Source organism: Halobellus sp. Atlit-38R (assembly GCF_003665925.1).
In the GTDB taxonomy this organism is placed as follows: Archaea; Halobacteriota; Halobacteria; order Halobacteriales; family Haloferacaceae; genus Haloquadratum; species Haloquadratum inordinatus.
On the sequence record NZ_QXIJ01000003.1, the window covers coordinates 267,942 to 292,731 of the forward strand.

General features: G+C 66.4%; 28 protein-coding genes and 1 tRNA gene. 18 read left to right on the top strand and 11 right to left on the bottom strand.

What is annotated here, in order from left to right; all coding sequences use genetic code 11:
- Nucleotides 1–41: 41 nt before the first annotated feature.
- The 3 genes from D3D02_RS05960 to hisH form a co-directional block, all read right to left on the bottom strand.
- Nucleotides 42–482: an Hsp20/alpha crystallin family protein gene (locus D3D02_RS05960; RefSeq protein WP_121569061.1), complete on the bottom strand. Its 441-nt coding sequence runs from the start codon at nucleotides 480–482 to the stop codon at nucleotides 42–44.
- Nucleotides 483–587: 105 nt separating this feature from the next.
- Entirely contained in the window at nucleotides 588–1,394 is an 807-nt protein-coding gene (pheA, locus tag D3D02_RS05965; RefSeq protein WP_121569062.1) for a prephenate dehydratase, read from the bottom strand.
- Between the two features lie 110 nt (nucleotides 1,395–1,504).
- Entirely contained in the window at nucleotides 1,505–2,149 is a 645-nt protein-coding gene (gene hisH / locus D3D02_RS05970; protein WP_121569063.1) for an imidazole glycerol phosphate synthase subunit HisH, read from the bottom strand.
- 201 nt (nucleotides 2,150–2,350) lie between these two features.
- Here hisH and D3D02_RS05975 point away from each other — a divergent pair, with 201 nt between their 5' ends.
- From D3D02_RS05975 to D3D02_RS05985, 3 genes are read left to right on the top strand one after another with little or no spacing between them, the layout of a single operon-like run.
- Nucleotides 2,351–3,346 carry a PhnD/SsuA/transferrin family substrate-binding protein gene (locus D3D02_RS05975; RefSeq protein ID WP_121569064.1) on the top strand — a complete coding sequence of 332 codons (996 nt, stop codon included), beginning with the start codon at nucleotides 2,351–2,353 and terminating at the stop codon, nucleotides 3,344–3,346.
- A 60-nt stretch (nucleotides 3,347–3,406) separates the two neighbouring features.
- Complete coding sequence (locus D3D02_RS05980; protein ID WP_121569065.1) at nucleotides 3,407–4,231, top strand: phosphonate ABC transporter ATP-binding protein; 825 nt, start codon at nucleotides 3,407–3,409, stop codon at nucleotides 4,229–4,231.
- Nucleotides 4,228–5,232, top strand: a complete 1,005-nt coding sequence (locus D3D02_RS05985) for an ABC transporter permease (RefSeq protein WP_121569066.1) — start codon at nucleotides 4,228–4,230, stop codon at nucleotides 5,230–5,232. The genes D3D02_RS05980 and D3D02_RS05985 overlap by 4 nt, the downstream gene beginning before the upstream one ends.
- A 42-nt stretch (nucleotides 5,233–5,274) precedes the next feature.
- Here the strand turns inward: D3D02_RS05985 and D3D02_RS05990 are convergent, their stop codons facing one another.
- From D3D02_RS05990 to D3D02_RS06000, 3 genes are all read right to left on the bottom strand, one after another.
- The gene (locus D3D02_RS05990; RefSeq protein WP_199723021.1) at nucleotides 5,275–5,886 is read right to left on the bottom strand and encodes a uracil-DNA glycosylase family protein; all 612 of its coding nucleotides are present in this window, start codon (nucleotides 5,884–5,886) and stop codon (nucleotides 5,275–5,277) included.
- An 84-nt stretch (nucleotides 5,887–5,970) separates the two neighbouring features.
- Nucleotides 5,971–6,543: a DUF99 family protein gene (locus D3D02_RS05995; protein ID WP_121569205.1), complete on the bottom strand. Its 573-nt coding sequence runs from the start codon at nucleotides 6,541–6,543 to the stop codon at nucleotides 5,971–5,973.
- A 207-nt stretch (nucleotides 6,544–6,750) separates the two neighbouring features.
- A complete protein-coding gene (locus D3D02_RS06000; protein ID WP_121569067.1) occupies nucleotides 6,751–6,927 on the bottom strand; it encodes a DUF5786 family protein in 177 nt (58 codons plus the stop codon).
- A 163-nt stretch (nucleotides 6,928–7,090) separates the two neighbouring features.
- On the opposite strand from D3D02_RS06000, the gene D3D02_RS06005 reads away from it, so the two are divergent.
- Nucleotides 7,091–7,720 (top strand): MBL fold metallo-hydrolase, encoded by a 630-nt coding sequence (locus tag D3D02_RS06005; RefSeq protein WP_121569068.1) that lies wholly within the window; start codon nucleotides 7,091–7,093, stop codon nucleotides 7,718–7,720.
- Here D3D02_RS06005 and D3D02_RS06010 read toward each other — a convergent pair whose 3' ends face one another.
- Together D3D02_RS06010 and trxA are read right to left on the bottom strand one after the other, a co-directional pair.
- Complete coding sequence (locus tag D3D02_RS06010) at nucleotides 7,721–7,870, bottom strand: 50S ribosomal protein L40e (protein ID WP_121569069.1); 150 nt, start codon at nucleotides 7,868–7,870, stop codon at nucleotides 7,721–7,723.
- 223 nt (nucleotides 7,871–8,093) lie between these two features.
- A complete protein-coding gene (gene trxA, locus D3D02_RS06015) occupies nucleotides 8,094–8,372 on the bottom strand; it encodes a thioredoxin (protein WP_121569070.1) in 279 nt (92 codons plus the stop codon).
- A gap of 162 nt (nucleotides 8,373–8,534) precedes the next feature.
- Between trxA and D3D02_RS06020 the strand changes: the two genes are divergently transcribed.
- The 7 genes from D3D02_RS06020 to D3D02_RS06050 all read left to right on the top strand — a co-directional run bounded on the left by D3D02_RS06020 (nucleotide 8,535) and on the right by D3D02_RS06050 (nucleotide 15,762).
- Nucleotides 8,535–8,699: a preprotein translocase subunit Sec61beta gene (locus tag D3D02_RS06020; RefSeq protein ID WP_049985347.1), complete on the top strand. Its 165-nt coding sequence runs from the start codon at nucleotides 8,535–8,537 to the stop codon at nucleotides 8,697–8,699.
- A 123-nt stretch (nucleotides 8,700–8,822) separates the two neighbouring features.
- On the top strand, nucleotides 8,823–9,419 hold the full coding sequence (gene pdxT, locus D3D02_RS06025; protein ID WP_121569071.1) for a pyridoxal 5'-phosphate synthase glutaminase subunit PdxT: 597 nt from the start codon (nucleotides 8,823–8,825) through the stop codon (nucleotides 9,417–9,419).
- Between the two features lie 123 nt (nucleotides 9,420–9,542).
- A complete protein-coding gene (locus D3D02_RS06030; RefSeq protein WP_121569072.1) occupies nucleotides 9,543–10,658 on the top strand; it encodes a M20 family metallopeptidase in 1,116 nt (371 codons plus the stop codon).
- Between the two features lie 51 nt (nucleotides 10,659–10,709).
- Nucleotides 10,710–12,269, top strand: a complete 1,560-nt coding sequence (locus D3D02_RS06035) for a carboxypeptidase M32 (protein WP_121569073.1) — start codon at nucleotides 10,710–10,712, stop codon at nucleotides 12,267–12,269.
- A gap of 135 nt (nucleotides 12,270–12,404) precedes the next feature.
- On the top strand, nucleotides 12,405–12,587 hold the full coding sequence (locus D3D02_RS06040; RefSeq protein ID WP_121569074.1) for an HVO_0416 family zinc finger protein: 183 nt from the start codon (nucleotides 12,405–12,407) through the stop codon (nucleotides 12,585–12,587).
- An 88-nt stretch (nucleotides 12,588–12,675) separates the two neighbouring features.
- Nucleotides 12,676–14,532 carry a UvrD-helicase domain-containing protein gene (locus D3D02_RS06045; RefSeq protein WP_121569075.1) on the top strand — a complete coding sequence of 619 codons (1,857 nt, stop codon included), beginning with the start codon at nucleotides 12,676–12,678 and terminating at the stop codon, nucleotides 14,530–14,532.
- A gap of 6 nt (nucleotides 14,533–14,538) precedes the next feature.
- Nucleotides 14,539–15,762 carry a M24 family metallopeptidase gene (locus tag D3D02_RS06050; protein ID WP_121569076.1) on the top strand — a complete coding sequence of 408 codons (1,224 nt, stop codon included), beginning with the start codon at nucleotides 14,539–14,541 and terminating at the stop codon, nucleotides 15,760–15,762.
- Between the two features lie 12 nt (nucleotides 15,763–15,774).
- Here the strand turns inward: D3D02_RS06050 and D3D02_RS06055 are convergent, their stop codons facing one another.
- The 3 genes from D3D02_RS06055 to D3D02_RS06065 all read right to left on the bottom strand — a co-directional run bounded on the left by D3D02_RS06055 (nucleotide 15,775) and on the right by D3D02_RS06065 (nucleotide 17,891).
- Entirely contained in the window at nucleotides 15,775–16,026 is a 252-nt protein-coding gene (locus D3D02_RS06055) for a hypothetical protein (protein ID WP_121569077.1), read from the bottom strand.
- An 81-nt stretch (nucleotides 16,027–16,107) separates the two neighbouring features.
- The gene (locus D3D02_RS06060) at nucleotides 16,108–16,941 is read right to left on the bottom strand and encodes an NAD+ synthase (RefSeq protein WP_121569078.1); all 834 of its coding nucleotides are present in this window, start codon (nucleotides 16,939–16,941) and stop codon (nucleotides 16,108–16,110) included.
- Nucleotides 16,942–17,138: 197 nt separating this feature from the next.
- A complete protein-coding gene (locus tag D3D02_RS06065; protein WP_121569079.1) occupies nucleotides 17,139–17,891 on the bottom strand; it encodes an SDR family oxidoreductase in 753 nt (250 codons plus the stop codon).
- Nucleotides 17,892–18,003: 112 nt separating this feature from the next.
- Between D3D02_RS06065 and D3D02_RS06070 the strand changes: the two genes are divergently transcribed.
- From D3D02_RS06070 to D3D02_RS06100, 7 genes are all read left to right on the top strand, one after another.
- Nucleotides 18,004–19,473 (top strand): aldehyde dehydrogenase, encoded by a 1,470-nt coding sequence (locus D3D02_RS06070; RefSeq protein ID WP_121569080.1) that lies wholly within the window; start codon nucleotides 18,004–18,006, stop codon nucleotides 19,471–19,473.
- Nucleotides 19,474–19,661: 188 nt separating this feature from the next.
- Nucleotides 19,662–20,999, top strand: coding sequence for an ABC transporter substrate-binding protein (locus D3D02_RS06075; RefSeq protein WP_233560591.1), 1,338 nt, complete (start codon nucleotides 19,662–19,664; stop codon nucleotides 20,997–20,999).
- Nucleotides 21,000–21,014: 15 nt separating this feature from the next.
- Nucleotides 21,015–21,899, top strand: coding sequence for a branched-chain amino acid ABC transporter permease (locus tag D3D02_RS06080; protein ID WP_121569082.1), 885 nt, complete (start codon nucleotides 21,015–21,017; stop codon nucleotides 21,897–21,899).
- Nucleotides 21,899–22,966: a branched-chain amino acid ABC transporter permease gene (locus tag D3D02_RS06085; protein ID WP_121569083.1), complete on the top strand. Its 1,068-nt coding sequence runs from the start codon at nucleotides 21,899–21,901 to the stop codon at nucleotides 22,964–22,966. Before D3D02_RS06080 ends, D3D02_RS06085 begins: the two co-directional genes overlap by 1 nt.
- Complete coding sequence (locus tag D3D02_RS06090) at nucleotides 22,966–23,793, top strand: ABC transporter ATP-binding protein (protein ID WP_121569084.1); 828 nt, start codon at nucleotides 22,966–22,968, stop codon at nucleotides 23,791–23,793. The genes D3D02_RS06085 and D3D02_RS06090 overlap by 1 nt, the downstream gene beginning before the upstream one ends.
- Nucleotides 23,786–24,526, top strand: a complete 741-nt coding sequence (locus D3D02_RS06095; protein ID WP_121569085.1) for an ABC transporter ATP-binding protein — start codon at nucleotides 23,786–23,788, stop codon at nucleotides 24,524–24,526. The genes D3D02_RS06090 and D3D02_RS06095 overlap by 8 nt, the downstream gene beginning before the upstream one ends.
- Nucleotides 24,527–24,664: 138 nt before the next feature.
- Nucleotides 24,665–24,735: transfer RNA gene (locus tag D3D02_RS06100), tRNA-Gly, on the top strand.
- Nucleotides 24,736–24,790 lie beyond the last annotated feature (55 nt).

Below are 24,790 nucleotides of genomic sequence, written 5' to 3' on the forward strand. Positions count from 1 at the left end.
CGATTTCGCAAAATCGGTTCGGATCGAGAACGATCCGCGAACTACTCCACGTCGATGTGGTGTGCGTCCTCGTCCCCGACGTGCCGCTTGGGGAGCGTCACGGTGAGAACACCGTTGTTGTACGTCGCCGACGCGTCTTCGGCGCGGACGGCGGCGGGCAGGCGGATCGAGCGCTGCACCGAGTCAGAGCGCCGTTCGCGCTGGACGTAGTGCTCATCGTCCGTCGCGGTCGATTCTTCGCGAGTGGCTTCGATTGTCAGCAGTTCGTCGGTCACCGAGAGGTCGAGGTGCTCTCTCTCGAATCCTGGAAGGTCGATGATCGCGACGAACGACTCCGACTCCTCGCGGAGATCAGCGGCCATCTCACGCCCGAATCGTCGGGTCTCGTCGAACTGGCGGCTCATCTCTTCGAGCTGTCGGGACATTCGGGCGAAGACGTCGTCAAACTCGAAGTCGTCGAAACTGGGGGAACGCTTCATCATTGTGTATTCACCGTCCTACAGATGAACCGGAGAGATAATAAATGAGACAGGACGCGTGAGCGCAGATCGCACGCGAAGCGGTCTGTGGGAGGGGTGAAAGAGCGGTCAGTACAGAACGTGTCGCTTGTCGTACGATCCGAGGCGCTTGACCCAGCCGTTTTCGGCGATCGCTTCGACGTCTTCGAGTGCGGCCTGTGCGCGGTCCTCGTAGAGGCCGGCCTCGAAGTCGATGTGGAAGAGGTAATCGCCGAGTCGATTGCCGCTCGGGCGGGACTCGATCCGCGAGAGGTTGATGTCGCGGTCGGCGAAGGCTTCGAGGAGTTCGAGGAGCAGTCCGGGGTAGTTCGCGTTGGGGTAGACCACGATCGTGGACTTGCCACCGCCGTCGGCACGCTCGGAGGCGGGGGCGATCACGAAAAAGCGGGTCGCATTCGAGGAGCGGTCCTGGATGTCCTCGGCGATGACAGAGAGGTCGTCACCGGCGTTGTCGGGGTGGCCGATGCCGGCGACGGCGGGGTCTTCGCGGGCGTACTCGACGCCACGAGCGGTGCTCGTGACTGGCTCCAGATCGACGTCGGGGTACTCGCGTTCGAGGAAGGAGCGGCACTGCGCGAGCGCCTGCGAGTGGGACGCAACGGTGTCGAAGTTCGGCGACTGCGCGAGGAGCGCGTGACGGATCGGCGTGACGATCTCCTGGGTGACGGCGATATCGGCGTCTGCGATAGCGTCGAGCGTCTCGGTGACGCTCCCCTCGATGCTGTTTTCGATGGGGACGACGCCGCGCTCGTACTCGCCGGCGTCGACTGCGGCCACGATGGCCGAGACCGACTCGCGGAACACGACGTCGTCGTCGACGGCGCGAGCGGCGCGGTGCGAGTACGTTCCTTCGGGACCCAGCGTGACTACCTGCATAGCGCCGTCTACTGCGGGGGGTCCTAAAAGCCCGTCGGGGATCTGTGAGGTGACGGCGGCGAGGACGATGTCGACGGCGTACGGCGGTCGTTGGGATGGGACAGCGACGGTTACTGCTCGGCGCAGTACTCGACGAAGTTCCGGAGGATCTGCAGGCCGGTCTCGCCGGACTTCTCGGGGTGGAACTGCGTGCCGAAGACGTTGCCCGCCTCGTTCGCGATCACGGCGGGGAACGTCACGCCGTAGTCGGTGGTCGCGACGACGGCGTCGGGGTCGTCCGGTTCGGCGTAATAGGAGTGTACGAAGTACGCGTACTCCCCGTCGACGCCCTCGACGAGCGGGTGATCGCGCTCTACGTGCAGTTCGTTCCAGCCCATATGAGGCACCTTCTGGTCCTGTTCGAACCGGACGTTCGTCCCGGGGACGAAATCGAGTCCCTCGACCTGACCCTGACCGGCGTGGTCGGCCTCCTCGCTGGTCGTGAGGAGCATCTGCATCCCGAGACAGATGCCGAAGATCGGCTGGCCGCGCTCGGCGGCCGCGGCGAGTGGCTCGCGGAACGGGCCGGCGTTCTCCATCCCCTCGCTGAACGCGCCGACGCCCGGGAGGACGATGCCGTCGGCCGCCTCGAAGTCGGCCGGGTCGTCGGTGATCGACACCGACGCGCCGGCGCGTTCGAGCCCCCGCTGTGCACTCCGAAGGTTGCCGAGTCCGTAATCGACGAGGACGACTTCCGCTACCGTCTGAGCGCTCATACGCTCGCTTCGCGGGGCCGGGTCAAATCGTTTCCGACACCCCAGCGTCTCGGATCGGCGCCGACGCGGAGCGCCGGCCCGATAGACCTGACGTTTGTCGCGTCGAGATCGGGTCGACTGGGTTTGGTTTTACTATCGTGTGCTATATATAATTGAATCAGAATCTTTATCCGCCTCATCTCGGTGTATACGCGTGTTCGTATGTCGAAGCGACGAGATTTCATCAAGTCCGCGGGGGCCGTCGGGGTCGCTGGCCTCATCGCCGGATGTAGCGGAAGCACGGGTGGGAACGAGGAGACGGCCGCAGAGACAGACGGGAGCGACTCGACCGCGACGCCGACGGGGACCGAGACGCCCGTCTCCTACGGCGACGGTCGCGCGACGTTCTATATGTCGCCGAGTGAGCCACAGCAACTGATGGAGGCGCAGTACGCGCCGATCCAGGAGATGCTCCAGAGCGAACTCGCCGTCGACACCGCGACGCTCCAGTACGCCGCCGGCTACAGCGCCGTGCTCCAGAGCCTCGCCGGCGGAACCGGCGACATCGCCGAGACCGGGCCGTTCGCGGCCGCACTCGGTGTCGCCAACGATCGCTGCGACATCATCCTCCAGCGCTACGGCTACGGCTCGTGGACCTACGCGTCCGTCATCGTGACGCAGGAGGATTCCGACATCCAGTCCCTGAGCGACCTCGAAGGCGAACGCGTCGCCTTCGCCGACCGGCTGTCGGCGTCGGGCGCGCTGTACCCGCTGTATATGCTCAAACAAGCGGGCCTCGACATCGGCGACCTGCCCACCGACACGGGCAGCGCCGACTTCACACCGCAGTTCTCCAGCCACGCGGAGGCGTTCGCCGCACTGGAGCGCGGGCAGGTCGCCGCGGCCGGCGTCGGGCAGTTCATCACGCTCGACGACAACCGCGAACTGAAGGACGGCTTCCGCTACGTGGAGATGACAGAAGACATCCCGCGGGCGCCGATCGTCGTCAGTCCGGAACTCTCCGACGAGGAGCAGACGGCCGTCAAAGACGCCTTCGTCAACGCGTCGGACTCGCTGTATCTCGGCGAAGACGGCGAAGAGGGAACCGACGACGACCTCTGGTTCAGCGACGTCCGCGAGGCCGACAACGAGACCTACCAGCCGGTGGTCGACGTCGCCAACGAACTCGGTATCAGCGCGGAACTCCTCGACTCCTAAGATCGAGCGACACAGCTCGCACCGCCCGCATTATTTATTTCGACCAGAGAACACCCAGATATGCCACACGTCTCGCTACAGAACGTCACGAAAACGTACGGCGAGGACACGGTCGCCCTCGACGACGTCTCCGTAGAAATCGACTCCGGGGAGTTCGTCGTCGTACTCGGCCCCTCCGGCGCGGGAAAGTCGACGCTCCTGCGCATCCTCAACGGTCTCACAGAGCCCACAGAGGGCACTGTCGAGATCGGCGACAGTCCCGTCTCCGACTCCGGAAGCGAGGTCGGGATGGTGTTTCAGATGCACTATCTCATCGAGTCGATGTCGGCGTACCGCAACGCGCTCACCGGCGCGCTCGGCCGGACTGACGACCTCCGGAGCATCCTCACGCTCAACGATCGCGACGACAAGCGCGAAGCCCTCGACGCGCTCGAAACCGTCGGCCTCCTGCAGGAGGCCGAACAGCGCGCTGGGTCGATGTCCGGCGGGCAGAAACAGCGCGTCGGCATCGCCCGCGCGCTCGTCCAGAATCCGTCGCTGCTGCTGGCCGACGAGCCCGTGTCGAGCCTCGACCCGAAGGCCGCCCGCGACGTGATGGGCTATATGAAACAGGCCGCCAGCGAGCGCGAGCTCACCACGCTCGCGAGCCTCCACCAGGTGAATATCGCCCGCGAGTTCGGCGACCGATTCATCGGGATCCGCGACGGGTCGGTGGTCTTCGACGGCGACCGCGAGGAACTGTCGATGGAAGTCGTCGACGACCTCTACTACGGGGCCGAAACCGAGGGGACGTTCGCCGACAGAGCCGAGAGCGGGACGAGCGGAACCGAATCGGCAGGCGCCGACGCCGACGCTGACGTGGAAGCCGGAGGTGTCGAGACGTGAGCACCGACTCGATCGATCAGATCCTCACTCGGATCGAGCGACGGATCGCGATCCGGCGCGGACTCGGCGTCGTCGGCGTCGCGGTCGCGGCGCTCGTCGTCTACTTCGGGACCGGGTTCCTCGGAACGCGCCCGGTGCCGGAGATCGTTCGCTTCGCGCAGTTCGACTTCTTCTTCGCGGAGTTCGTCAAGTACGCCCAGCCAACCTTCGTCGATCTGACGTTCTACACCCAGGAGAACGAGATCGGGGGGCTCGGGGCGATTCTCGCGACGCTCGCGCGGCCGATGACGGTCGTCGACACTGTCGGGTCGCTCCGGAGCAGCCTCATCGTCTCCGCAGTCGTGATGACGCTCGCGATCGGCATCGTCGGGACGATTCTGGGATTCCCGTTCGCCCTGTTCTTCGGCGTGTTCGGCTCCGAGCGCGTCACGCCGTTCCCCTTCAACTTCCTCTTCCGCGGCGTGATGTCGACGATCCGGGCGATCCCGGCGCTCGTGTGGGTGTTCATCTACGCCGCGCTCGTGCCGCTCTCGCCGCTGACGGCGATGCTCGCGGTCGCGACCGACACCGTCGGCAACCTCGGTCGGCTGTTCACGGACGAACTCGAAGAGATCGAAGAGGGGCCGATCGAGGCCGTCTCCTCGACCGGCGCCTCCCGCCTCCAGGTGATCAACTTCGGGATGCTCTCGCAGGTGTCGACGTCGTTCGTCGCGTGGACGCTCTACATCCTGGAGATCAACACGCGGATCGCCATCTCGCTCGGCGTCGTCGGCGCCGGCGGGCTCGGGCAGTACATCCAGCAGAATCTGAATCTGTTCAACTCCTACCGCGCCGGAGCGGGGCTAGTGACGCTGCTCGCTCTCGTCCTCTCGATCGAACTGCTCTCCTCGCGACTTCGCGCCCGACTGCGCCCCTCCGAACACGACTCCAAGAGCTTCCTGGATTCGCTGCGGGACCTCACCGACAGCAGCAAGTGGCTCGGCACGTCGACGGACCGCTAGAACGACGCCGCTGAATCAGCGTTCGGCGTCTCTTTTCGGCTATCAGAAGTCGCCGAGACTCGACTGGCCGCTGCCGTCGGTCGCGACGCCCGCGAGGTCGGCGGCGTGCGCGATGGTCTCGAAGAACGTCTCGCGCTGACTCCCGTCGTAGAGCGTCGCCGCCGGATGGACCGAGACGACCGCGCGATACGACCGCTCGCCGAGTCTGACGTCGACGACGTCGCCGGCCTCCTTCGTCACCGCGACCGAGCGGTCCAGCAGGTGCTCGGAGGGCACCTTTCCGAGTGTCACGACGAGTTCGGGGTCGATAAGCGCGAGTTCGCGCTGGAGATAGCCCCGGCAGTTCGCGAGTTCGGCACTCGTCGGATTCCGGTTCTCCGGCGGGCGACAGCGAACGCAGTTCGTGATTCGGACGTCCGTGCGAGCGAGTCCGGCATCGCGGAGCGCCTCGTCCAGCACGCTGCCCGAGCGCCCGACGAACGGTTCGCCCTGGTCGTCCTCGTTCGCCCCCGGTGCCTCGCCGAGAAACACCAGGTCGGCGTCCTCCGGGCCGGTGCCGTTGACGATCTGGGACCGCGACTCGACGAGTTCGGGACAGCGTTCACAGGAGGTGACGGCGAGTCCCTCCATCGTTCCGTCGTCCGCGCTGGTCATACCGGAGAGGCGTGCGGGCGTGACTTACTCGTGACGGTCCGGGTCGTCTGGTGACCGGCGCAGACGCCCCGAAGTGCGCCAGGGTCAGCGGTCTGCGTCGTCGTCGCGCCACGCCCGCGCGCCACGCGCCGCGAGGCGGGCGACCCGGACCGGTTCGGGCCGGCCACCGGCGGGCGTGTACGCGCGAACGACGCGAGCGGCCTCGTCGTCGTCGACGCCGACGCTCCGCACGAAGACCGTCTCGTCGTTCACGCGCAGGCGACGCCGCGGTGGTAGTCGATCGTAGATCGCCAGCCGCGAATCGAGCGCGTCGCCGTCGAACTGTTCTCTGAGTGCCGGTTCGAGCCCCGGACTATCCTCGTAGGAGACCGACAGCACCGGCCGGTCGGCGGCCGCGGCGATCCGATCGAGGTCGAGGAGGTTGAACCACGCGGGCGCGACGCCCGACACCAGCAGATACTGGAGGTCCTGCCGAGCCAGTCGGTCGAGAAGTGCACAGACGGCGTCGGTGGCGTCGAGGCCGCCGACGGTGGCCGTCGCGAACGCGAAACCGTCGGCAGCGCGGTCAGCGCGCACGACTGCGCCGCAGAACGTACAGCGGCCGCTCCTCTCGTCGGTCGACTCCGCGATGCCGAGTGCGCGCGTGCCGGGTTTCACCACCCAGGCACCACCACCATCGCGGGTTCGTACGCGGCGAGTCTCGGATCGAAGGCCCGCACGGCGGTCGGTTGCAGAGCGATGCGTCTGGCAGAACAGCAGTTCGGTGTCGCGTCGAGAGATCGATGCGTGTCCGGATCACCCCCCATCGTCGCACCGGTGGTCGGTCGTCGCTCCCGTGGCCGGTACGCCGGGATCACCGCGGCCCTACTCCTCTTTGATGTCTTTGAGTCGGTCCAGGAGTTCGTCGTTCGACGCCCCAATCTCGAACTCGACGTCGCCCCCGTGGTCGGCCTGGGAGGTCGCGACCCCGTCGTCGTCGTCGAGATCGGTGTCGAAGTCCTGATTTTCCTGTTCGGACTCGTCGTAGCTCCCAAATCCCATACACGAAGATGTACGAAACAGAACGACAAAAAACACACGCAGGTTTCGGGTCGCCGTTTTCAGTCGAGTAGTGAGCTCGAAGGCGACGAGTACGGGCCCCGAGACGGCGGCGGAGCAGAGAGCGGCCCGGAGGTTTTTCGTCGCCGCCGTAGAACCCTCGCGTATGGAGATTCACACGGTCACCGAGAACGCGACGGAGTTCACGTGTAACGCCTATCTGCTGGACTGCGAGCGCCCCGTGCTCGTCGACGCCGGGACGATGCCGGGCGTCGAAGACGTCATCGCGGAGTACGTCGACGACCTCGACGCGGTCTATCTCACCCACCAGCACGGCGATCACGTCGCCGAACTCGACGCGGTGCTCGACCGCTTCGACGCCGACCTGTACGCCTACGGCGACCACCCGCGACGGACGGGCGGGCTAACCGACGGCGAGGTACGGGAACTCTGTGGGGAGTCTTACGAGGTCGTCTACACGCCCGGCCACGCCGACGACCACGTCTCGCTCGTCGGGGAGACGCGCATCTTCAGCGGCGACGTCGTCGTCTACAACGACGGCGCGTTCGACGACGGGAGTTTCGGCCGGACGGATATGCGAGGGCAGTCGCGCGAGCGCCTCATCGAGAGCCTCGGAACGCTGCTCGATCGGATGCCGGAAACTGTCGAGGAACTGTACGCCGGCCACGGCGACGTGTACCGCGCCGATCCGGACAGCGAAGACGCTGTACGCGAGGTGATAGCGCGGGCGCTCGAACGAGCGGAGCGCCGAGAACCGAAGTATCCCGAAGAGTAACTACGCGGCGCGGCGTTCCTTCGACTTGGGTCGAAGGTTCTTGTAGCCGCACTTGCGGCACTGCTCTGCTCGCTTCGGGTTGCGTGCGTTACAGCGCATACAGATCTGCTTTTCCAGTTCTCGTTTCACTGCGGCCTCGTTCTTTGGCATAAGGCAGGCTACCAGACGGGGAAGTATAATGCTTGCGAGACACGCGACGAGAATCTCGGGCTATCCCGGTGAAAAACTGGAGCGAGAAGCGCGGATCAGCGACAGCAGGCCGATTAGCCTGGCGGTTGGAACTGATAGGGATTATCGTACGCCTCCATAGATGTCTCGCCGGACGGTACGGCGAAAATCGCCGAACAGTTACGATAATTCCTATGAGACTGCGTTACGCGCCGGCGGGCCGAGCAGCCTGCTGCAGCGCGGCCTCGATGTCTTCGCGCTGTGTGAAGCCGACGAACCGGTCGACGATGTCGCCGTCCTGCTCGACGACGACCGTCGGCAGCGAACGGACCTGGTACTGATTAGCGAGGTCCTGCTCCTCGTCGACGTCGATCTTCTGGAAGTCGACGTCACCGTATTCGGCTTCGAGGTCCTCTAAGATGGGATCCTGCTTCTTGCACGGGCCGCACCAATCGGCGTAAAAATCGAGTACTCGGACGGTCATCGTGTGCGTAGCGAAGTTGCGCGGGGCCTCGCATAAGCGTTTCCACCGCCCCGCCGTCACCATCATATGCGACCGCAAGTGGCGGTCTCGATACGGCCACGACTCCGTCGAGACCGCTCGCGGATCCGAAACGTTTAGGCGAGGGACCGCCGACCTACAGGTATGAGCAGCGGCCAGAACAGCGGCGGCCTGATGTCGAGTGCGGGGCTCGTTCGATACTTCGACGCCGAGGACCGCAACGCCATCCGCATCGATCCGAAGACCGTCTTCGCGTTTGGACTCCTCTTCGGCGTCGGCGTCCTCGTCCTGAACGCCGTCGCGATCTAACTCTCGGCGCGACGCACGGCGACGCACGACCGGCGGGCGACGCCGTACAGCGACTCCACGCACCGACCCGAGACGACGAGGAACAACGGACGCTTTTTGTCGATTCGACTCCGACGCACAGCTATGTTACGAGCGGGTGTCGTCGCCGTCCAGGGCGACGTCTCTGAGCACGCGGCGGCCATCCGGCGCGCCGGCGCAGCCCACGAGGAGGAAGTCGACGTGATCGAGATCAGGCAGTCCGGTCACGTGGCCGACTGCGACGTCTTGCTGCTGCCCGGCGGGGAGTCGACGGCCATCTCACGACTGCTCGCGAGCGAGGGCATCGACGAGGAGATCCGCGAGCACGTCGCGGCCGGCAAGCCCATACTGGCGACGTGTGCGGGACTCATCGTCGCCTCCAGCGACGCCAACGACGAGCGCGTCGACACGCTCGACCTGCTTGACGTGACTGTCGACCGCAACGCGTTCGGTCGGCAGGTCGACAGTTTCGAGGCCCCGCTCGACGTCGCCGGGTTCGACGACCCGTTCCCCGCCGTGTTCATCCGCGCGCCCGCCATCGACGAGGTCGGCGAGGGCGTCGAGGTGCTCGCCGAGTGGGAGGGCCGGCCGGTCGCCGTCCGCGACGGCCCGGTCGTCGGCACCGCGTTCCACCCCGAACTGACCAACGACAGTCGGATCCACGACCTCGCGTTCTTCGAGGAACTCGCCGTCGAGGCGTGAGATCACGGAGACCGTAAGGCTACGGGGAGCCCGAGACCGCGGCGAGAAGCCGCGGCCGCAACGTGAGGGGAACGCCGAGACGTGCTCCCGAGACTTTTCTACGATGGGGCGGAACCTCCGCGTGTGAGCGAGAATCGGACGGAGGTAGTAGCGCTGACGCGACGGCTCGTTTCCATCCCGAGCTACGAGGACGAGACCGCCGCAGGCGACGCCATCGAGAAGTGGCTGCGAACCGAGACCGACGCGGACGTGACGCGCGATCGACACGGCAACGTCGTCGCCCGCCGGGGCACGGGCGCGACGTCGCTGGCGCTGGTCGGCCACCACGACGTCGTCGAACCCGACGCGTCGCAGGTCGCGAGCAGCGGGACCACCGAGAAAGGCGACACGAAGTACGCCGTCGGCGAACGAGACGGGCGTCTCTACGGCCGCGGCACGGCCGATATGAAGGGGTCGCTGGCGGCCGCAATGCTCGCGTTCCGCGACGCCGACCCCGCTGGTGAACTCGTCTTCGCCTCGTTCGTCGGGGAGGAACAGGGCGGCGTGGGCGCGCGCGCCGCCATCGAGGACGGCTTCGCGCCCGACTACGCCGTGGTCGGTGAGGGATCGACGAACTACGCGGGCGAAGACCAGACGGATATCGTCGTCGCCCATCGCGGGCGGCGCGGATCGACGATCACCGCACGCGGGGCCGCTGCGCACGCGAGTGAACCCGGGACTGGTGAGAACGCGGTCTACCGCGCCTGCGACGCCGTCAGTACCGTCCGCGGCCTCGACGCGCCCGACGCGACGGTCCTCGGCCGAACACTCACGGGAAGCGTCGTCGTCACCGAGATCGACGGCGGATCGGCGTGGAACGTCGTCCCCGAGACCTGTACGGTGACAGTCGACGAGCGCACCGTCCCGAGCGAGCGGGCGCACCTGGAGCGAGTCGAGGAGATCGACGGCGTCGAGTGGGCCATCGATCAGGATCTCCCGCCGATGGCGTGCGACGAGGCCGCGTTCGCCGACGCCGCGCTCGCTGCGGCCGACGCCGCGCAGACAGCGACGCCCGAACGCGTGACCAAACCGCACGCGACCGACGCGGGGTGGCTCGCGGCCGCGGGGACGACCTGTGTCGTCGCCGGGGCGTCAGAGCCCGGCGAAGCGCACACGGCGAACGAGAGCGTCTCGGTCGAGGCGCTGGCGCGGTGTCGGCGACTGTATCAGAGCCTCGCCGAGCGGTGGCCGAGCAGGTGACAGAAAAGAGAGGCGTCGGGTTGATACGCACTCGCGTCCACAGTCACGACGATGGCGACAGACGCACCCGAGGCGGCTTCGGAGTCTGAGCGAGACGACGAGAGCGCACCGGACGCCTACGAGACGCTGCTCGAAGAGTACCGACGCGTGGCGAACGTCCGCAACGCGAGCGGCATCCTCTCGTGGGACCAGCAGGTGATGATGCCCGACGCGGGGACGCCGGCGCGGTCACAGCAGCTCTCGACGCTGTCGTCGCTGTCGCACGACCTCCTCACAGACGACGCCGTCGGCGACGCGCTCGACGAGCTCGAAGCGACGGAACTGAGCGACGAACAGGCGGCCGTCGTCCGCGAGATCCGTCGCGAGTACGAGCGCGCAGTCGCCGTTCCGTCCGAACTGGTCGAGGAAATTTCGACGACTGCGTCGGAGGCGCTGCCGGCGTGGAAGGAAGCGAAAGCCGAAGACGACTTCGAGGCGTTCGCCCCCTACCTGCGGAAGCACGTCGAACTCAAACGCGAGTACGCGGCGCACATCGATCCGGACCGCGACGCCTACGAGGTGCTCTTCGAGGACTTCGAGCCGTGTCTTTCCTTGGAGCGCGCGGAGTCGATCCTCGAAACGCTCCGGGAGACGCTCGTGCCGATGATCGAGGAGATCAGGGAGTCCGAGGCCGAACTGGCGACGGACGCGTTCACCTCGCTCGGCGAGTATCCCGCCGGCGAGCAGGAGGACCTCTGTCGGGACGTGCTCTCGACGCTCGGCTATCCCTGGGACCGGGGCCGCCTCGACACCGCGCCGCACCCGTTCTCCACGGGCACGACGTTCGACGCGCGGGTGACGACCCGCTTCGACGAGCCCGACCCGCTCGGCTCGCTCACCTCGACGATCCACGAGTTCGGGCACGCGACCTACACGCTCGGCCTGCCCGACGAGCACTACGCGAGCCCGCTCGGCGAGGATCGGGACCTCTCGGTCCACGAGTCCCAGTCGCGCCTCTGGGAGAATCACGTCGGGCGCTCGCAGGCGTTCTGGGAGGGCTTCCTGCCCACGTTCGCCGAGCACTTCCCGAAGGCTTCCGAGGTGACCCCCCGAGAGGCCTACGAGGCCGCAAACCAGGTCTACGAGGACAACCTCATCCGCGTCGAGGCGGACGAACTCACCTACCACCTGCACATCATCATCCGCTTCGAGATCGAGCGCGCGCTGATCGCCGGCGACATCGACGTCGACGAAGTGCCGGAAGTCTGGAACGACAAGTACGAGGAGTACCTCGGCGTCCGCCCCGACACCGACAGTGAGGGCTGTCTCCAGGACATCCACTGGAGCCACGGCAACTTCGGATACTTCCCGACGTACTCGCTGGGGTCGGCGATGGCCGCCCAGTTGTACGCGGCCGCCGCGGACGACATCGACGATCTGGAGGAGGAGATCACTGCCCGCGACTTCGACGCGCTGCACGAGTGGCTGACCGAGAACGTCCACCGCCACGGCGCGCGCTACGAGACGAACGAACTCGTCGAGCGGGCGACCGGATCAGCGTTCACTGCGGAGGCGTTCGTCGACTACGTCACCGAGAAGTACGGCGCGCTCTACGACCTCGATTCCGTCTGAGGTGACGACCGCCGACTGAGCGACTGCGCTCTACCGAACACTGTTTCGGCAGCCGATCGCCAGAATCACGACCGATCCTCACGACTCTGTACTCGGCAGTAGGACTAAGTATTGGTACGACATACCATATCGTGTATGGCCTCAGCACCGACTTCCGACGACGCTCTGTTCGACCAGTTCCTCGACGACCGCGGTCACGAGACCGAGACAGTAGACTGGGAGACGTCGTATAACAAGAAGCAGTGTCCGGAGTGTGGTGCACTTCACGACGCCAGCGCGACCGACTGCGCCGTCTGCGGGTGGGATCCGCGCACGTAGGACGGCCCGCACGAACGCGCGAATCGGCGTCTCGAACTTCATTCTCGAAACAGGTACTTTATCACGCGCAAGCGCGTGAACGCCTTCAATGAGCGACTCCGACGCGACGGTCACCCGATTGTTCGGTGGCCCCGGAAGCGGGAAGACGACGGCCCTGCTCGATCGGGTCGACGAGCTGCTGGATCAAGACGACGTCACGATCCGGGACATACTCGTCGTCTCCTACACGCGGGCGGCCGCCGCAGAGGTTCGCGAGCGGCTCGCAGAGCGGCTCGACATCTCCCCACGGGCGCTGAAGGGCAACGTCGCGACGATGCACGCGAAAGCGTACGAACTGCTGGATCTCTCCCGGAACGACGTCGTCGGCGAGAGCGACAAAAAGGAGTTCTGTGAGGAGTACGGCGTCGAATTCGAAGACGAGTACGGCGGCGCCGGCCGACGGACCGCCCGCTCGACGACGATCGGTAACAAGATCATCGCGACGAGCCAGTGGCTCCAGCGCACCCGCCGAGACGTCTCGGACTGGTACGACGTCCCCTTCCAGTGGAACGTCGAGGAAGTCCGGCTGCCGCCCGAGGTCGACCCGAACGCCCAGGAGGGCAACAAGTACACTCCGACGTGGCCCTCCGACGACGACCGGATCGACGTCCCCGAAGTGATCCGCGCGTGGCGGAGCTACAAGGGCGAACACGGTCTCGTCGGCTTCGCGGATATGCTCGAGCGCGTGAAGCAGCGCTCGCTCGTCCCCCACGTCGACTACCTCGTCATCGACGAGTTCCAGGACATCACGACGCTGCAGTACGACGTGTATCAGGAGTGGAAGCCCCATATGGAGCGCGTCCTCATCGCCGGCGACGACGACCAGGTCGTCTACGCCTGGCAGGGCGCGGACCCGAATCTCCTGCTCGACGCCGAGCGCGACGAGGACGAGGTCCTGCCGAACTCCTATCGGCTTCCCTCGCAGGTCCTCAACGTCGTCAATCAGGAGATCCGCCACATCGACAAACGCCAGGAGAAGGACCTCCGGCCGCGCAAGGAGGGCGGCGTCGTCGAGGGGATCGAATCCCCGTCGATGCTGGATCTCGCGCGGAACGTCCGCTACACGATCGAGCAGGGCGACGACGACGAGACGGTGATGGTGCTGTTCCGCGCCCGCTATCAGCTGTTCCAGTTCATCGACGAGTTCCTGCCGCTCGGGATGCCCTTCTCGGCGCTCACCGACCAGCGGATGTGGACCGATCGGCTGACGCAGTACGTTCGCGGGATCGAGCGCCTCGAACGCGAGGAGGCGCTCGACGGACTGCAGGCGCGGCGGCTCGCGGATATGCTGCAGGACTCGGCGTTCGGCAGCAACGACCGTGACGACCTCTTCGACCGCATCGACGAGTTACAGGAGGACGCCGGCGTCGACGACCTCACCGACCTCTCGGTCGATCCCGACGTGATCACCGAGTTCGCGCCGTTCGCCCCCGACGGGGCCTCCGCGGGCGACATGCTCCGGAAGGTCACCTCCTTCCAGCGCAACTCCGTCGAGGCGTACTTCGCGGGCGAGTACCGCGGGATGGACCCCGACCGCGTCCGCATCGGCACGATCCACTCCGCGAAGGGTCGCGAGGCGGACCACGTCTTCGTCGCGACCGACCTCACCGAGAAGGTCGTCGAACAGATGGCCGCCTCGGTCGGGGACGACGAAGTCGACGCCGTCGAGGAGTTCACCGCCAGCACCGATCCCGTCCCGATCCTCACCGACAACGAGCGCCGGGTGTTCTACGTCGGGATGTCCCGTGCGCGCGAGCGTCTCATCATCCTCGAAAACCTCGTCAGCGGCGCGCCGACGCTTCCGGTGAGCGTGCTGCTGCACAACGAGATCCGCGACGAGTCAGTCGAGGAACTGCTGGCCGACGCCCAGGAAGGCGAAGTTCCGGCACCCGAGCCGGACGCCTGACCGAGCGTGTCCCACGAGGGCTCCGAATCGGGGTCGATCCGGACCGACTGGTCGTTCCTCGACGACGCGCTCGAAGCGGCCGACGCGGTCGGCTTCGTCGCCGTCGGCGGCCGGCGTGACGACGATCTCAGATATCTGACGCGCTTCGACGGGCCGGAGCGCGAGTACGCGTTCGTCCGAACGGCGGGAGCAACGCGCGAAAGCGTGCTCTGTGTACCCGCCGGGTTCGAGACGAAAGCGGCCCGGCAGTTCGACGGCCGCGTCGCGACTGAGCGCGCCGGCGACCCCGCAGGCGATCGCGCCGCCGCGATACTCGACCACTCGGAAGCAGGAGCCGCAGGCGGCGCCGAACCGCCGCTCGTTCTCGTCCCACCGACGATCCCGCACGATGCCGCCGTCTATCTGGAACGCGCGGGCTACGAGTTGCAGTCGACGACGGCGGTCGCGGACGCCCGACGGGCCAAGGCCGACAGCGAGATCGACGCGATCCGGGGCGCCCAAGCGGCGGCAGTCGCGGCGGTGCGTCACGCCGAGGGAGTTCTCGCGGCGGCGGACGCGGCGGCAGACGCAGACGCGGGAGACGGCGGGGGGCACGAACTCCGCTGGCAGGACGCACCGCTCACGATCGATCGGCTGACGCGAGAGGTAAACGCCGAACTGGCCCGAAACGGTGTCAGTGACGCCGGAAACACCGTCGTCGCCGTCGGGGCACATCGCTCGGCCGCCGACGGAGGGACCCGCGAATCCGTCCCGATCAGAGCGAACGAGCCGATCCGGATCGAGGTCGCGCCGCGCGGACCCCACGGCTATCACGGCGCGCTCACGCGGACGGTCGTCGTCGACAGCGACGGCGGCTGGGACCGCCGCGCGTACGTGGCCGTCGAGTCGGCACTCGACGCCGGACTAGCAGAGATCGAAGCCGGTGCCGATGCCGGGGACGTCGCCCGCGAAGCCGACGCGGAACTGGCTGCGTTCGGCTTCGACCCGACGGCCGGGGTCGAACTCCCGGACGGGCCGCTCGACGTCGGATACGGCGTCGGACTCTCGCGGCGCGAGTCGCCGCCCCTCCGCGGCGGCACAGCACTCGACGCGGGAATGGTAATCGCTGTTGCGCCCGGCGTGGCCGATCCCGAACAGGGCTGCGTCCGGCTGAGCGCGCTGGTCGTCGTGACCGAATCTGGGTACGAACGCCTCGGCGACGACTCGCACTCGTTTTCGCCGCGGGCGTAATCGGCCCAGAAATCAGGGTGTGTCCTCGTCGTCGTCCGGCGCCTTCACGACCGCGCCGAAGACGCGTTCGCCGATTTTTACCGGGATATCACCGGGTGTCGTAAGGTACTGCGGGAGGACGACCATCGCGACAGCGATGGCTACCGCGCCGGCGCCGAGGGCGATGTCGCCCTCCGTCAGTCGAGTGAGTCCGAAGATCCCGACCGGTGCGGCGAAGATCAGCGTCGCCGCCAGTTGCAGCGTCCCGAGGATACCGAGTCGCATCGTGCGACAGATCGACCGCGTTCGGGTAAAAGGCTCGCGGTCAGAAGAGAGATTGTGGGACCAACACGGGCGAACGGCGGCTCAGCGGTGTAACGGCTCGGGAGCCGGCGGCATCGAGCGCTTGTGGGCGCTGCCCTCGTAGAGGTCGACGACCCGCTCGATCTGCGCTTCGGTGACGTCCAGTTCGCGGACGGTCGCCGCCACCGAGAGCGGGCCGTCGACGTGGAGAGCGAGGACCGCATCGAGCGTGTCGTAGTCCAGCCCCATCTCTTCCTCGTCGGTCTGACCGGACCACATCTCGGCGGAGGGCGTCTTCATCACCAGTTCCTCCGGCGCGCCCAGGAAGTCCGCGAGCTGGCGCACCTGCTGTTTGTAGAGGTTGCCGATCGGGTTGCAGTCGACCGCCTGATCGCCGTACTTCGTGAAGTAGCCCGTCAGCGCCTCCGAGCGGTTGCCGGTCCCGAGGACGACCTTGCTCTCGTGGTTGGCGACGAAGTAGTTCAGCACGCCACGAACGCGGACGTAGACGTTGCCGGCGGCCATCCGATCGTCGGCAGCCTCGGGAAATGTATCGAAGAACGTCTCCGCGATCGGCTGGATCTCGACGACGTCGTAGGGGATTTCGAGTTCCTGCGCGAGCCACTCGGCGTCGCTCATATTGTCTTCGGTGTTCACCACACTCGGCATCACGAGGCCGTGAACGTTCTCGGCGCCCAGCGCTTCGACCGCCAGATACGCCACGGTCGTGCTGTCGATGCCGCCCGAGAGGCCGAGGACCGCACCCTCGGCACCGGCCCCGTCGACGACGTCGCGGATGAACGACTGGAGGTGGTCGGCCGTCCGTTCCAGTTCGGGTTCCGAGAGCCGAAGATCGAGCGGTGCGTCCTCTGTGAGGACCGAATCGTCCGTAGTCATCAGAGAAGGATACCGACTGAGGACACTAATACTCACCCGTCGTGGGAGATAAGTGGCCGTCCGTTCAGTTCCCAGGGGATTTCCGCGAAGAGTAGTCGTCGACCTCAGCCCGAGAGTCATAGGGATTATCGTGAGTTCTCATAGATTTCTCGCCGGACGGTACGGCGAGAATCTCCGAACAGTGACGAGAATCCCTATCAGATGTCGCGACCGCCGTCGACTTCCAGCGCCGTGCCGGTGATCATCTGGGCGTTTCCGCTTGCGAGGAAGACCGCGGCGTCGGCGACGTCGTCCGGTTCGGCGAGGCGGCCCAGCGGGATTGTCTCGGCCATCCCCTCGACGGAGAGGTCGTCGCCGGCGAACTGCGGCAGCATCCCGGTGTCGGTGGCGACCGGGCAGATGGCGTTTACCCGGATGTCGTCGTCCGCCAGTTCGAAGGCGAGTTGTTTCGTGAGCGTGATCATCCCGCCCTTCGAGGCCGCGTAGGCCGAGAGGCCCGTCCGCGGGCGGATGCCGGCCGTCGACGCGGTGTTGAGAATGACGCCGCCGCCCTGTTCGCGCATCCGCGGAACGGCGTACTTCGCGCCGAGGAAGGCGCTCTTGAGGTTCACATCCTGAATCCGGTCCCAGGTGGCTTCCGTCACCTCCTCGACGGGCGTCGCCTCCTGTGGGATGCCCGCGTTGTTGTGGAGCACGTCGATCGATCCGAACTCCTCGACCGTCCGCGCGATGAATCCCGCGACGTCGTCGGCGTCGGAGACGTCCGCGGTGATCGCGACGGCCTCGGCAGGTGTTTCGGCTTCGATCGTCTCGGCCGTCGCTGCGGCCGCGTCGGCGTCGATATCGACGACGGCGACGGCCGCGCCGTGTTCAGCGAATCGGTGCGCGATTCGTTCGCCCATCCCCGAGCCGGCGCCAGTGACAGCGACCGCTCGACCCTGAAAGTCCATAGTTGCTGGCGAAGCCGTCGGGGTATGAACGTTTCCCCTGTGTCCGGTCCGGTCGTCGGCGCGTCCCCGTCTCGATCCAAACATTGACACGGGCCATCGACGACCAGGAGGTATGCGAGAGCCAGACGTTCGAGAGCGGTACCCGCACCTCGTCGGCGGGGAGTGGACCGAGCCCGCGGCGGGCGAGTACGTCGAGACCACCGATCCAGCGACGAACGAGCCGATCACGGCGGTCGCCGCGGGGACGGCAGCCGACGTCGACGCCGCGGTGGCGGCCGCCCGGGAGGCGTTTCCCGAGTGGCGCGACACCGACCCCGTGACGCGCGGACAGCGCGTCCACCGGGTCGCAGAGTTGATCCGAGAGCACAAAGACGAACTCGCGGCGATCGAATCGCTCGATCAGGGGAAGCCGCTCTCGCAGGCGAAGTCCGACTTCGAGGGTGCGGCGCGGTACTTCGAGTACTACGCCGGCGCGGCCGACAAACTGGAGGGCGAGTCGATTCCGGTCGGCACCGGGCAGGTCGACTACACCGTCAGAGAGCCATACGGCGTCTCCGCGCAGATCGTGCCCTGGAACTTCCCGGGGAATCTGTTCGCGCGGGGCGTCGCGCCCGCACTCGTCGCCGGCAACGCGACCGTCGTCAAGCCGGCTCCGACGACGCCGCTGTCGGCGTTCCACCTCGCAAAGCTCTGCTATGAGGCCGGAATCCCCGAAGGCGCGGTGAACGTCGTCGCCGGTGGCGGCGAACCGGGCGAAGCGCTCACCGCCCACGAGGGCGTCGACACGATCACCTTCACCGGCAGTGTCCCTACTGGGCAAGCGGTGATGCGCTCGGCGGCCGAGAACGTCACGCCCGTCACGCTCGAACTCGGCGGGAAGAATCCCGCGATCGTCTACCCCGACGCCGACGTCGAGGAGGCGGTCGGCTGGATCGCGACGGCGATCTTCACGAACGCGGGGCAGGTCTGTTCGGCGGCCGACCGGGCGCTCGTCCACGAGGACGTGTACGATGAGTTCGTCGAGCAGATCACCGATATCGCGGACGCCTACGAACTCGGTCCCGGACGGGACGATCCCGATATGGGGCCGCTCAACAGCGCGGCGCACCGGGATCGGGTGTGTGAGTACATCGAACAGGGCCGCGAGGAGGGTGCGACCGTCGCGGCTGGCGGCGGCGTGCCCGACCGCGAGGGCAACTTCGTCGAGCCGACGGTGTTCGTCGACGTCGACAACGAGATGGTCGTCGCCCAAGAGGAGATCTTCGGTCCGGTGTTGGTCGTCGTACCGTTCGGCGACGACGAGGAACCAATCGAGATCGCCAACGACGTCGAGTACGGACTCACAGCGGGGATATTCACGAACGACGTCCGCCGCGCTCACCGCGACGCCCAGCGGCTCCAGGCCGGTAACGTCTACGTCAACAAGTGGTTCGGCGACACGAATCAGACGCCCTTCGGCGGGTACAAGAAATCGGGCATCGGTCGCGAGAAGGGGTTCGAAGCGCTCGACTCGTACCTTCAGACGAAGAACGTCGCCGTCAACCTCGAACGGGGGCTCGGCGACGACCTGCCCGGGGCCTGATAATGATTACTCTCGTCTCTTACCGCCGACCAACACTACCGGGAGTGGCGCTCGCCGGTAAACAGTGAGAGTAATCACTATGAGATCGGGGTGCAGATAGTTGTGAGTACGTATGTCATTCTAGCAGCGGGGTGAAAACCGATACCATCCCATATACATTTATTACAAATACTCGTCGAGTGTGTCGCGTGAAGCAGAGACGCGAATTCTTAGTTGGGGCAGGGACAGCAGCGGTTGCCGGTCTTGCGGGCTGTTCTGGTGGCTCGGGATCGGGAAGCACCACCGAATCCGGTGAGGGGACCACCGCCACGGGTGGAGACGAGACGACGACCAGCGGTGGCGACGGCGGAAGCGGCGGCGACGCGATCCCGATCGGCGTGCTGCTGCCGTTCTCTGGCGAGTACGCGTGGGTCGGCGAGAACGTGCTGCCGGTGACGCGGATGATCGCCCAGGAGATCAACGAGCAGGGCGGTATCGGCGGCCGCGACGTGACGCTCGTGCAGGCCGACACCGAGGGATCGCCCTCGGCGTCGCTCTCGGCGGCGAAGAAGCTGATCAACGTCGAGAACGTGGCCGGCATCATCGGTCCGACGTCGATCACGATGTCCGCCGTGTTCGATCTCTTCCAGGAGAACCAGGTTCCGATCGTGACGCCGACGGCGGGGACGACGTCCCTCGACGACCGCGGCGGCGAGTACGTCTTCCGGACGGTGCCATCGGACGCGCTCGGCGGGCGGGCGATCGCGAAAGCCCTCCGGAACCAGCAGTACAACACCGTCACCGACTACTCCAATATGGCGCTGATGGTCGGGAACAAGGAGGTCTTCCAGTCCTTCAAGAGCCCGATCCGAGAGTCCTTCGAGGAGTTCGGCGGAACGGTCACCGAAGCCGTCGACTTCAAGACCGGCAAGGCGTCTTACGAGAGCGAAGTGCAGACCGTGATGAACTCCGAACCGGAGGTCACCGTCCTCGTCGGGTCGAAAGACGACAGTATCAAAATTATGCGTGCAGCGTATCAGGCGGGCTACGAGGGCAACTGGTACGTCACGCAGGACCAGACGACAGACGTCTTCCTCGAGGAAGCCCCCGAGCAGGTCACGGGCGGGATCCTCGGACTGCAGTCGGCGACGTATCAGGCCGCCGAGGAGGAGGGCCGGATCGAAGCCTTCCAGCAGCGCGTCACCGACTTCAGCGGCTCGAAGCCGAAACTGTTCGCGCGGAACGCCTACGACGCGATGAACACGCTCGGCCTGGCGATGAAGACCACCGCGACGGCCGGCGACGAGATCACGCCCCCGAACGTCGCGGGGAACGTTCGGACAGTCGCGAACCCGCCGGAGGCGGTCGTCACGAACTACACCGACGGTGCGTCGGCGATCGAGGAGGGGTCGGATCTCGATTACCGCGGCCTCGTCGGTCCGATCGATTTCGACGAGGACGGCGACGTCGGGTCGCCGTTCGCGATTATGCGAGTCGAAGAGGGGAGCTGGACGCAAGCGGCGACGATTCCGCCGAGCGAACTGTAGCGTTCGTTCCACGCTATGGTCGCCTTCGTTACGCAGTTCATTCAGACGCTTATCTACGGCCTGATCGAGGGCAGTGTCATCTCTGTCGGTGCGGTCGGACTGACGCTCTCGTACGGCGTGACCCGCTTCATCAACTTCGCGTACGGCGAGTTCCTTACCTACGGGGCGTATCTCGCGTTGTTCCTGTCGGGGGCCGGACTCGGCCTCTCGCTTCCGCTCCCCGTCGCGACGGTCGTCGCGGTCCTGGTCGTCGGCGCGTTCGGCGTCGGCGTCTCCCGGGTCTTCTTCGAGCCGTTGTCCGATCGGGGGCCGCTGCCGCTGCTCATCACCTCGATCGGCGTCGCGTTCATCCTCCGGTACGCGCTGACGGCCACCGTCGGCGTCTCCGCGAAGCAACTTCCAGTGCCGCTGATGCGGCCCGTCGAGGTCTTCGGCGTCGGGACGACCCCGCTCCGTGCGGCGGTCTTCCTCGTCGCGATCGCGACGATGCTCCTCATCCACGTGCTCTTGACGTACACGATGCTCGGGAAGACGATGCGGGCGACGAGCGGGAACCGCAACCTCGCCGAGATCGCCGGTATCGACACCGACAGCGTGGTCCGGCGGACGTGGTTCATCTCCGCGGGCGCGGGCGCGCTGGCCGGCGTCCTCTACGCCGTCTTGTTCGCACCGTTCCGCCCGACGGTCGGCTTCGAGTACCTCATCGTCATCTTCGCCGCGACGCTTCTGGGCGGCATCGGTCGGCCGTACGGCGCGATGCTCGGCGCGATCATCGTCGGTGTCGCGATGAGCCTCGGGACGACGTACCTCTCTGCGGAGTACACGATGGCGTACGCCTTCGCCATCCTCGTCGGCGTGCTGCTGTTCAAGCCAGACGGCATCGCCGGAGGTGAGATCTGATGGGCGCGTTCACGCCGACGGCGCTCCTTTCGCTGCCCGGGTGGGGATCGTTCCTCCTCACGGTGCTCACCATCGCGGGCATCTACTCGCTCTTGACGCTCGGGCTCAACATCCACTACGGCTACACTGGACTGATCAACTTCGGCCACGTCGCGTTCTTCGCGGCGGGCGCGTACACGGCTGCCTTGCTGACGGTCCCGCCGCCGTCGCAAGTCTCCGGCGCGGAGTACGTCTTCGGACTGAACCTCCCGATGCCGCTCGGCCTGCCGGTCAGTCTGGTCGCCGCCGCCGTCGTCGGGGGTTTGCTGGCGACGCTCATCGGTGCGACGAGCGTCCGTCTCGGCAGCCACTACCTCGCGGTCGCGACGTTCGCGCTCGCAGGCATCTTCGGTAGCGTTCTCGAAAACGAGGCGTGGCTGACCAACGGCTCGTTCGGCCTCAACAGCGTGCCGAAACCCGGACGCGCCGCGATGAGTGCAGACACGTGGGCGGTGACGTACTTCGTCTTCGTCGTCGTCGTGCTCGTCGCCGTCGCGTTCGTCCTCTCCCGGCTGACGGGGTCACCGTTCGGGCGCCTGCTCAAAGGCGTCCGCGAGAGCGAGGACGCCGCACAGATGCTCGGCAAGAACACCATCCGCGTGAAGCTCACGTCGTTCGCGATCGGCGGGGCGGTCGCCGGACTCGCCGGCGGCCTCTACGCGCACTACGTCGGCAGCGTCGTCGTCCAGCAGTTCGTCCCCGCAGTGACGTTCACCGTCTGGGCGGCGCTGCTGCTCGGCGGCGTCGCCTCGAACACCGGCGCGGTGTTCGGCGCGTTCCTGCTCGTTGGCTTCCGCGAATCGACGCGGTTTCTCACCAACATCTACGACAGCCTACTCGCGTCGCTGCCGACGGTCGCCGCCGACGCGCTCCGTCTCGCAGTCGAACCGCTTCCGGATCACGCCTCGTTCGTCCCCAGCCTCCGATTCGTCGTCATCGGGCTGTTGATCGTGCTCGTGATCCGCTACCGGCCGGAAGGCGTCTTCGGTGATTCGAACGAGATCGACGCCATCGGGGAGGAAGACTGATGAGCCGAGACAGCAGCGAATCGGGCGCCGCCACAGGCGTGACCGGGTCCGATTCCGACGCGCCGCTCCTCGAAGTCGACGACGTCGTGAAGCGTTTCGGCGGCCTGACCGCCATCGACCACGCCTCCTTCGGCGTCGAAGCGGAGTCGGTCACCGGCCTCATCGGGCCGAACGGGGCCGGGAAGTCGACGCTGTTCAACTGCGTCACGGGGATGCTAACGCCCGATTCGGGGGCCGTCCGCCTCGCCGGCGAGGACGTTCAGGACCTCCCCCCGAATCGGATCGCCCAACGCGGCCTGGGGCGGACGTTCCAGACGCCGAAGATCTTCCGCGGGATGAGCGTGCGCGAGAATCTCGCGTTCGCGGCGCGCGGACAGACGGGCGAACGGCCGATCTCGGCGCTCGTCCAGCCTGGTACCGTCGGCTCCGAGGAAGCAGACATCCGAGAGCGCGTCGACGACACGCTGGAGTTCCTCTCGCTCGACCACCTCGCCGAGGAGTACGCCAGCGGGCTCTCGGGCGGGCAGCGGAAGTTGCTCGAACTGGGACGCGTGCTGATGTTAGATCCCGAGATCATCCTCCTCGACGAACCGATGGCCGGCGTCAATCCGTCACTCGCCGACGACCTCCTCGATCGGCTCCACGAACTCAACGACCGCGGGCGGACGATTCTCCTCATCGAACACGATATGGACCTCGTTATGAACCACTGCGACCGCGTCGTCGTCCTGCACAACGGCCAGACGCTCGCGAGCGGGCCGCCGTCGATCGTCCAGGAAGACGAACGGGTCGTCGAAGCGTACCTGGGAGGCTTCGAGAATGAGTAGCGCAGACCTCGAAACAGTCCCGGAGATCGACGACGCGCTCTTCTCGGCGCGTGGCATCGAGACGGGCTACGGCGAACTGCAGGTGCTCTACGGCGTCGACGTCGACGTCCGCGACGACGAGATCGTCCTCGTCTTCGGCCCGAACGGGGCCGGGAAGTCGACGCTGATGAAGGCGCTCTACGGTCGCCTGCCGCTGTGGGACGGGACGACCGAGATCGACGGCACCGACCTTTCAGAAGTCCGTTCGAACCGGATGATCGAACACGGCGTCGGGTTCGTCCCGCAGACCGAGAACGTCTTCCCGAATCTCACGGTTTCGGAGAATCTCGACATCGGCGCGATCCACACCGAGGATCCGGCCTCGCGGCGAGCGGAACTCTTCGAGCTGTTCCCGCGACTGGAGGAACGACTCGAACAGACGGCCGAGACGCTCTCGGGTGGCGAGCGGCAGATGCTGGCGATGGCGCGCGCGCTGATGCCGGATCCGGATCTGCTCTTCATCGACGAGCCGTCGGCCGGGTTGGCCCCACAGCTCATCGAGCGGACGTTCGAGCACATCGCGCGGATCCGCGACGACGGGACGGCCGTGCTGATGATCGAACAGAACGTCAACGCCGCGCTGTCGGTCGCCGATCGGGGCTACGTCCTCGATATGGGCGAGAACCGCTTCGAGGCCGACGCCGAGACGATCCGGGAATCCGAGCGCATCCGGGATCTGTACCTCGGGAAGTAGGTCGCTCGCCGTCGGCTGGGAAGAACGCTGCGCGGCTTTCTGCCGGGGGTGAAACCGTTCTCGCCCCCCGTTCCGTCATCCTTAAGTCGAGCCTGTGGCTCTGTTTCGAGTGGAGGCCCGCGTAGCGACTGTCAGTGCGCGCCAGTGGTCCAGTGGTAGGACAGTGGCTTCCCAAGCCACTAGCCCGGGTTCAATTCCCGGCTGGCGCATTTTCGTCCTCGTTTCGTTCGGTAGTTGCGTACTAACCGCTCGCTCGCTGTCGTC

What these genes read in the sequence shown, in the direction of transcription:
- pdxT (WP_121569071.1), top strand. Translation starts at nt 8,823, where the DNA reads ATGTTACGAGCGGGTGTCGTCGCCGTCCAGGGCGACGTCTCTGAGCAC.
- D3D02_RS06045 (WP_121569075.1), top strand. Translation starts at nt 12,676, where the DNA reads ATGAGCGACTCCGACGCGACGGTCACCCGATTGTTCGGTGGCCCCGGA.
- D3D02_RS06095 (WP_121569085.1), top strand. Translation starts at nt 23,786, where the DNA reads ATGAGTAGCGCAGACCTCGAAACAGTCCCGGAGATCGACGACGCGCTC.
- D3D02_RS06010 (WP_121569069.1), bottom strand. Translation starts at nt 7,870, where the DNA reads ATGCCAAAGAACGAGGCCGCAGTGAAACGAGAACTGGAAAAGCAGATC.
- D3D02_RS06005 (WP_121569068.1), top strand. Translation starts at nt 7,091, where the DNA reads ATGGAGATTCACACGGTCACCGAGAACGCGACGGAGTTCACGTGTAAC.
- pheA (WP_121569062.1), bottom strand. Translation starts at nt 1,394, where the DNA reads ATGCAGGTAGTCACGCTGGGTCCCGAAGGAACGTACTCGCACCGCGCC.
- D3D02_RS05960 (WP_121569061.1), bottom strand. Translation starts at nt 482, where the DNA reads ATGATGAAGCGTTCCCCCAGTTTCGACGACTTCGAGTTTGACGACGTC.
- D3D02_RS06040 (WP_121569074.1), top strand. Translation starts at nt 12,405, where the DNA reads ATGGCCTCAGCACCGACTTCCGACGACGCTCTGTTCGACCAGTTCCTC.
- D3D02_RS06000 (WP_121569067.1), bottom strand. Translation starts at nt 6,927, where the DNA reads ATGGGATTTGGGAGCTACGACGAGTCCGAACAGGAAAATCAGGACTTC.
- D3D02_RS06055 (WP_121569077.1), bottom strand. Translation starts at nt 16,026, where the DNA reads ATGCGACTCGGTATCCTCGGGACGCTGCAACTGGCGGCGACGCTGATC.
- D3D02_RS06070 (WP_121569080.1), top strand. Translation starts at nt 18,004, where the DNA reads ATGCGAGAGCCAGACGTTCGAGAGCGGTACCCGCACCTCGTCGGCGGG.
- D3D02_RS06080 (WP_121569082.1), top strand. Translation starts at nt 21,015, where the DNA reads ATGGTCGCCTTCGTTACGCAGTTCATTCAGACGCTTATCTACGGCCTG.
- D3D02_RS06085 (WP_121569083.1), top strand. Translation starts at nt 21,899, where the DNA reads ATGGGCGCGTTCACGCCGACGGCGCTCCTTTCGCTGCCCGGGTGGGGA.
- D3D02_RS05990 (WP_199723021.1), bottom strand. Translation starts at nt 5,886, where the DNA reads ATGACCAGCGCGGACGACGGAACGATGGAGGGACTCGCCGTCACCTCC.
- D3D02_RS06020 (WP_049985347.1), top strand. Translation starts at nt 8,535, where the DNA reads ATGAGCAGCGGCCAGAACAGCGGCGGCCTGATGTCGAGTGCGGGGCTC.
- D3D02_RS06065 (WP_121569079.1), bottom strand. Translation starts at nt 17,891, where the DNA reads ATGGACTTTCAGGGTCGAGCGGTCGCTGTCACTGGCGCCGGCTCGGGG.
- D3D02_RS06060 (WP_121569078.1), bottom strand. Translation starts at nt 16,941, where the DNA reads ATGACTACGGACGATTCGGTCCTCACAGAGGACGCACCGCTCGATCTT.
- D3D02_RS05980 (WP_121569065.1), top strand. Translation starts at nt 3,407, where the DNA reads ATGCCACACGTCTCGCTACAGAACGTCACGAAAACGTACGGCGAGGAC.
- D3D02_RS06035 (WP_121569073.1), top strand. Translation starts at nt 10,710, where the DNA reads ATGGCGACAGACGCACCCGAGGCGGCTTCGGAGTCTGAGCGAGACGAC.
- trxA (WP_121569070.1), bottom strand. Translation starts at nt 8,372, where the DNA reads ATGACCGTCCGAGTACTCGATTTTTACGCCGATTGGTGCGGCCCGTGC.
- D3D02_RS06090 (WP_121569084.1), top strand. Translation starts at nt 22,966, where the DNA reads ATGAGCCGAGACAGCAGCGAATCGGGCGCCGCCACAGGCGTGACCGGG.
- D3D02_RS05975 (WP_121569064.1), top strand. Translation starts at nt 2,351, where the DNA reads ATGTCGAAGCGACGAGATTTCATCAAGTCCGCGGGGGCCGTCGGGGTC.
- hisH (WP_121569063.1), bottom strand. Translation starts at nt 2,149, where the DNA reads ATGAGCGCTCAGACGGTAGCGGAAGTCGTCCTCGTCGATTACGGACTC.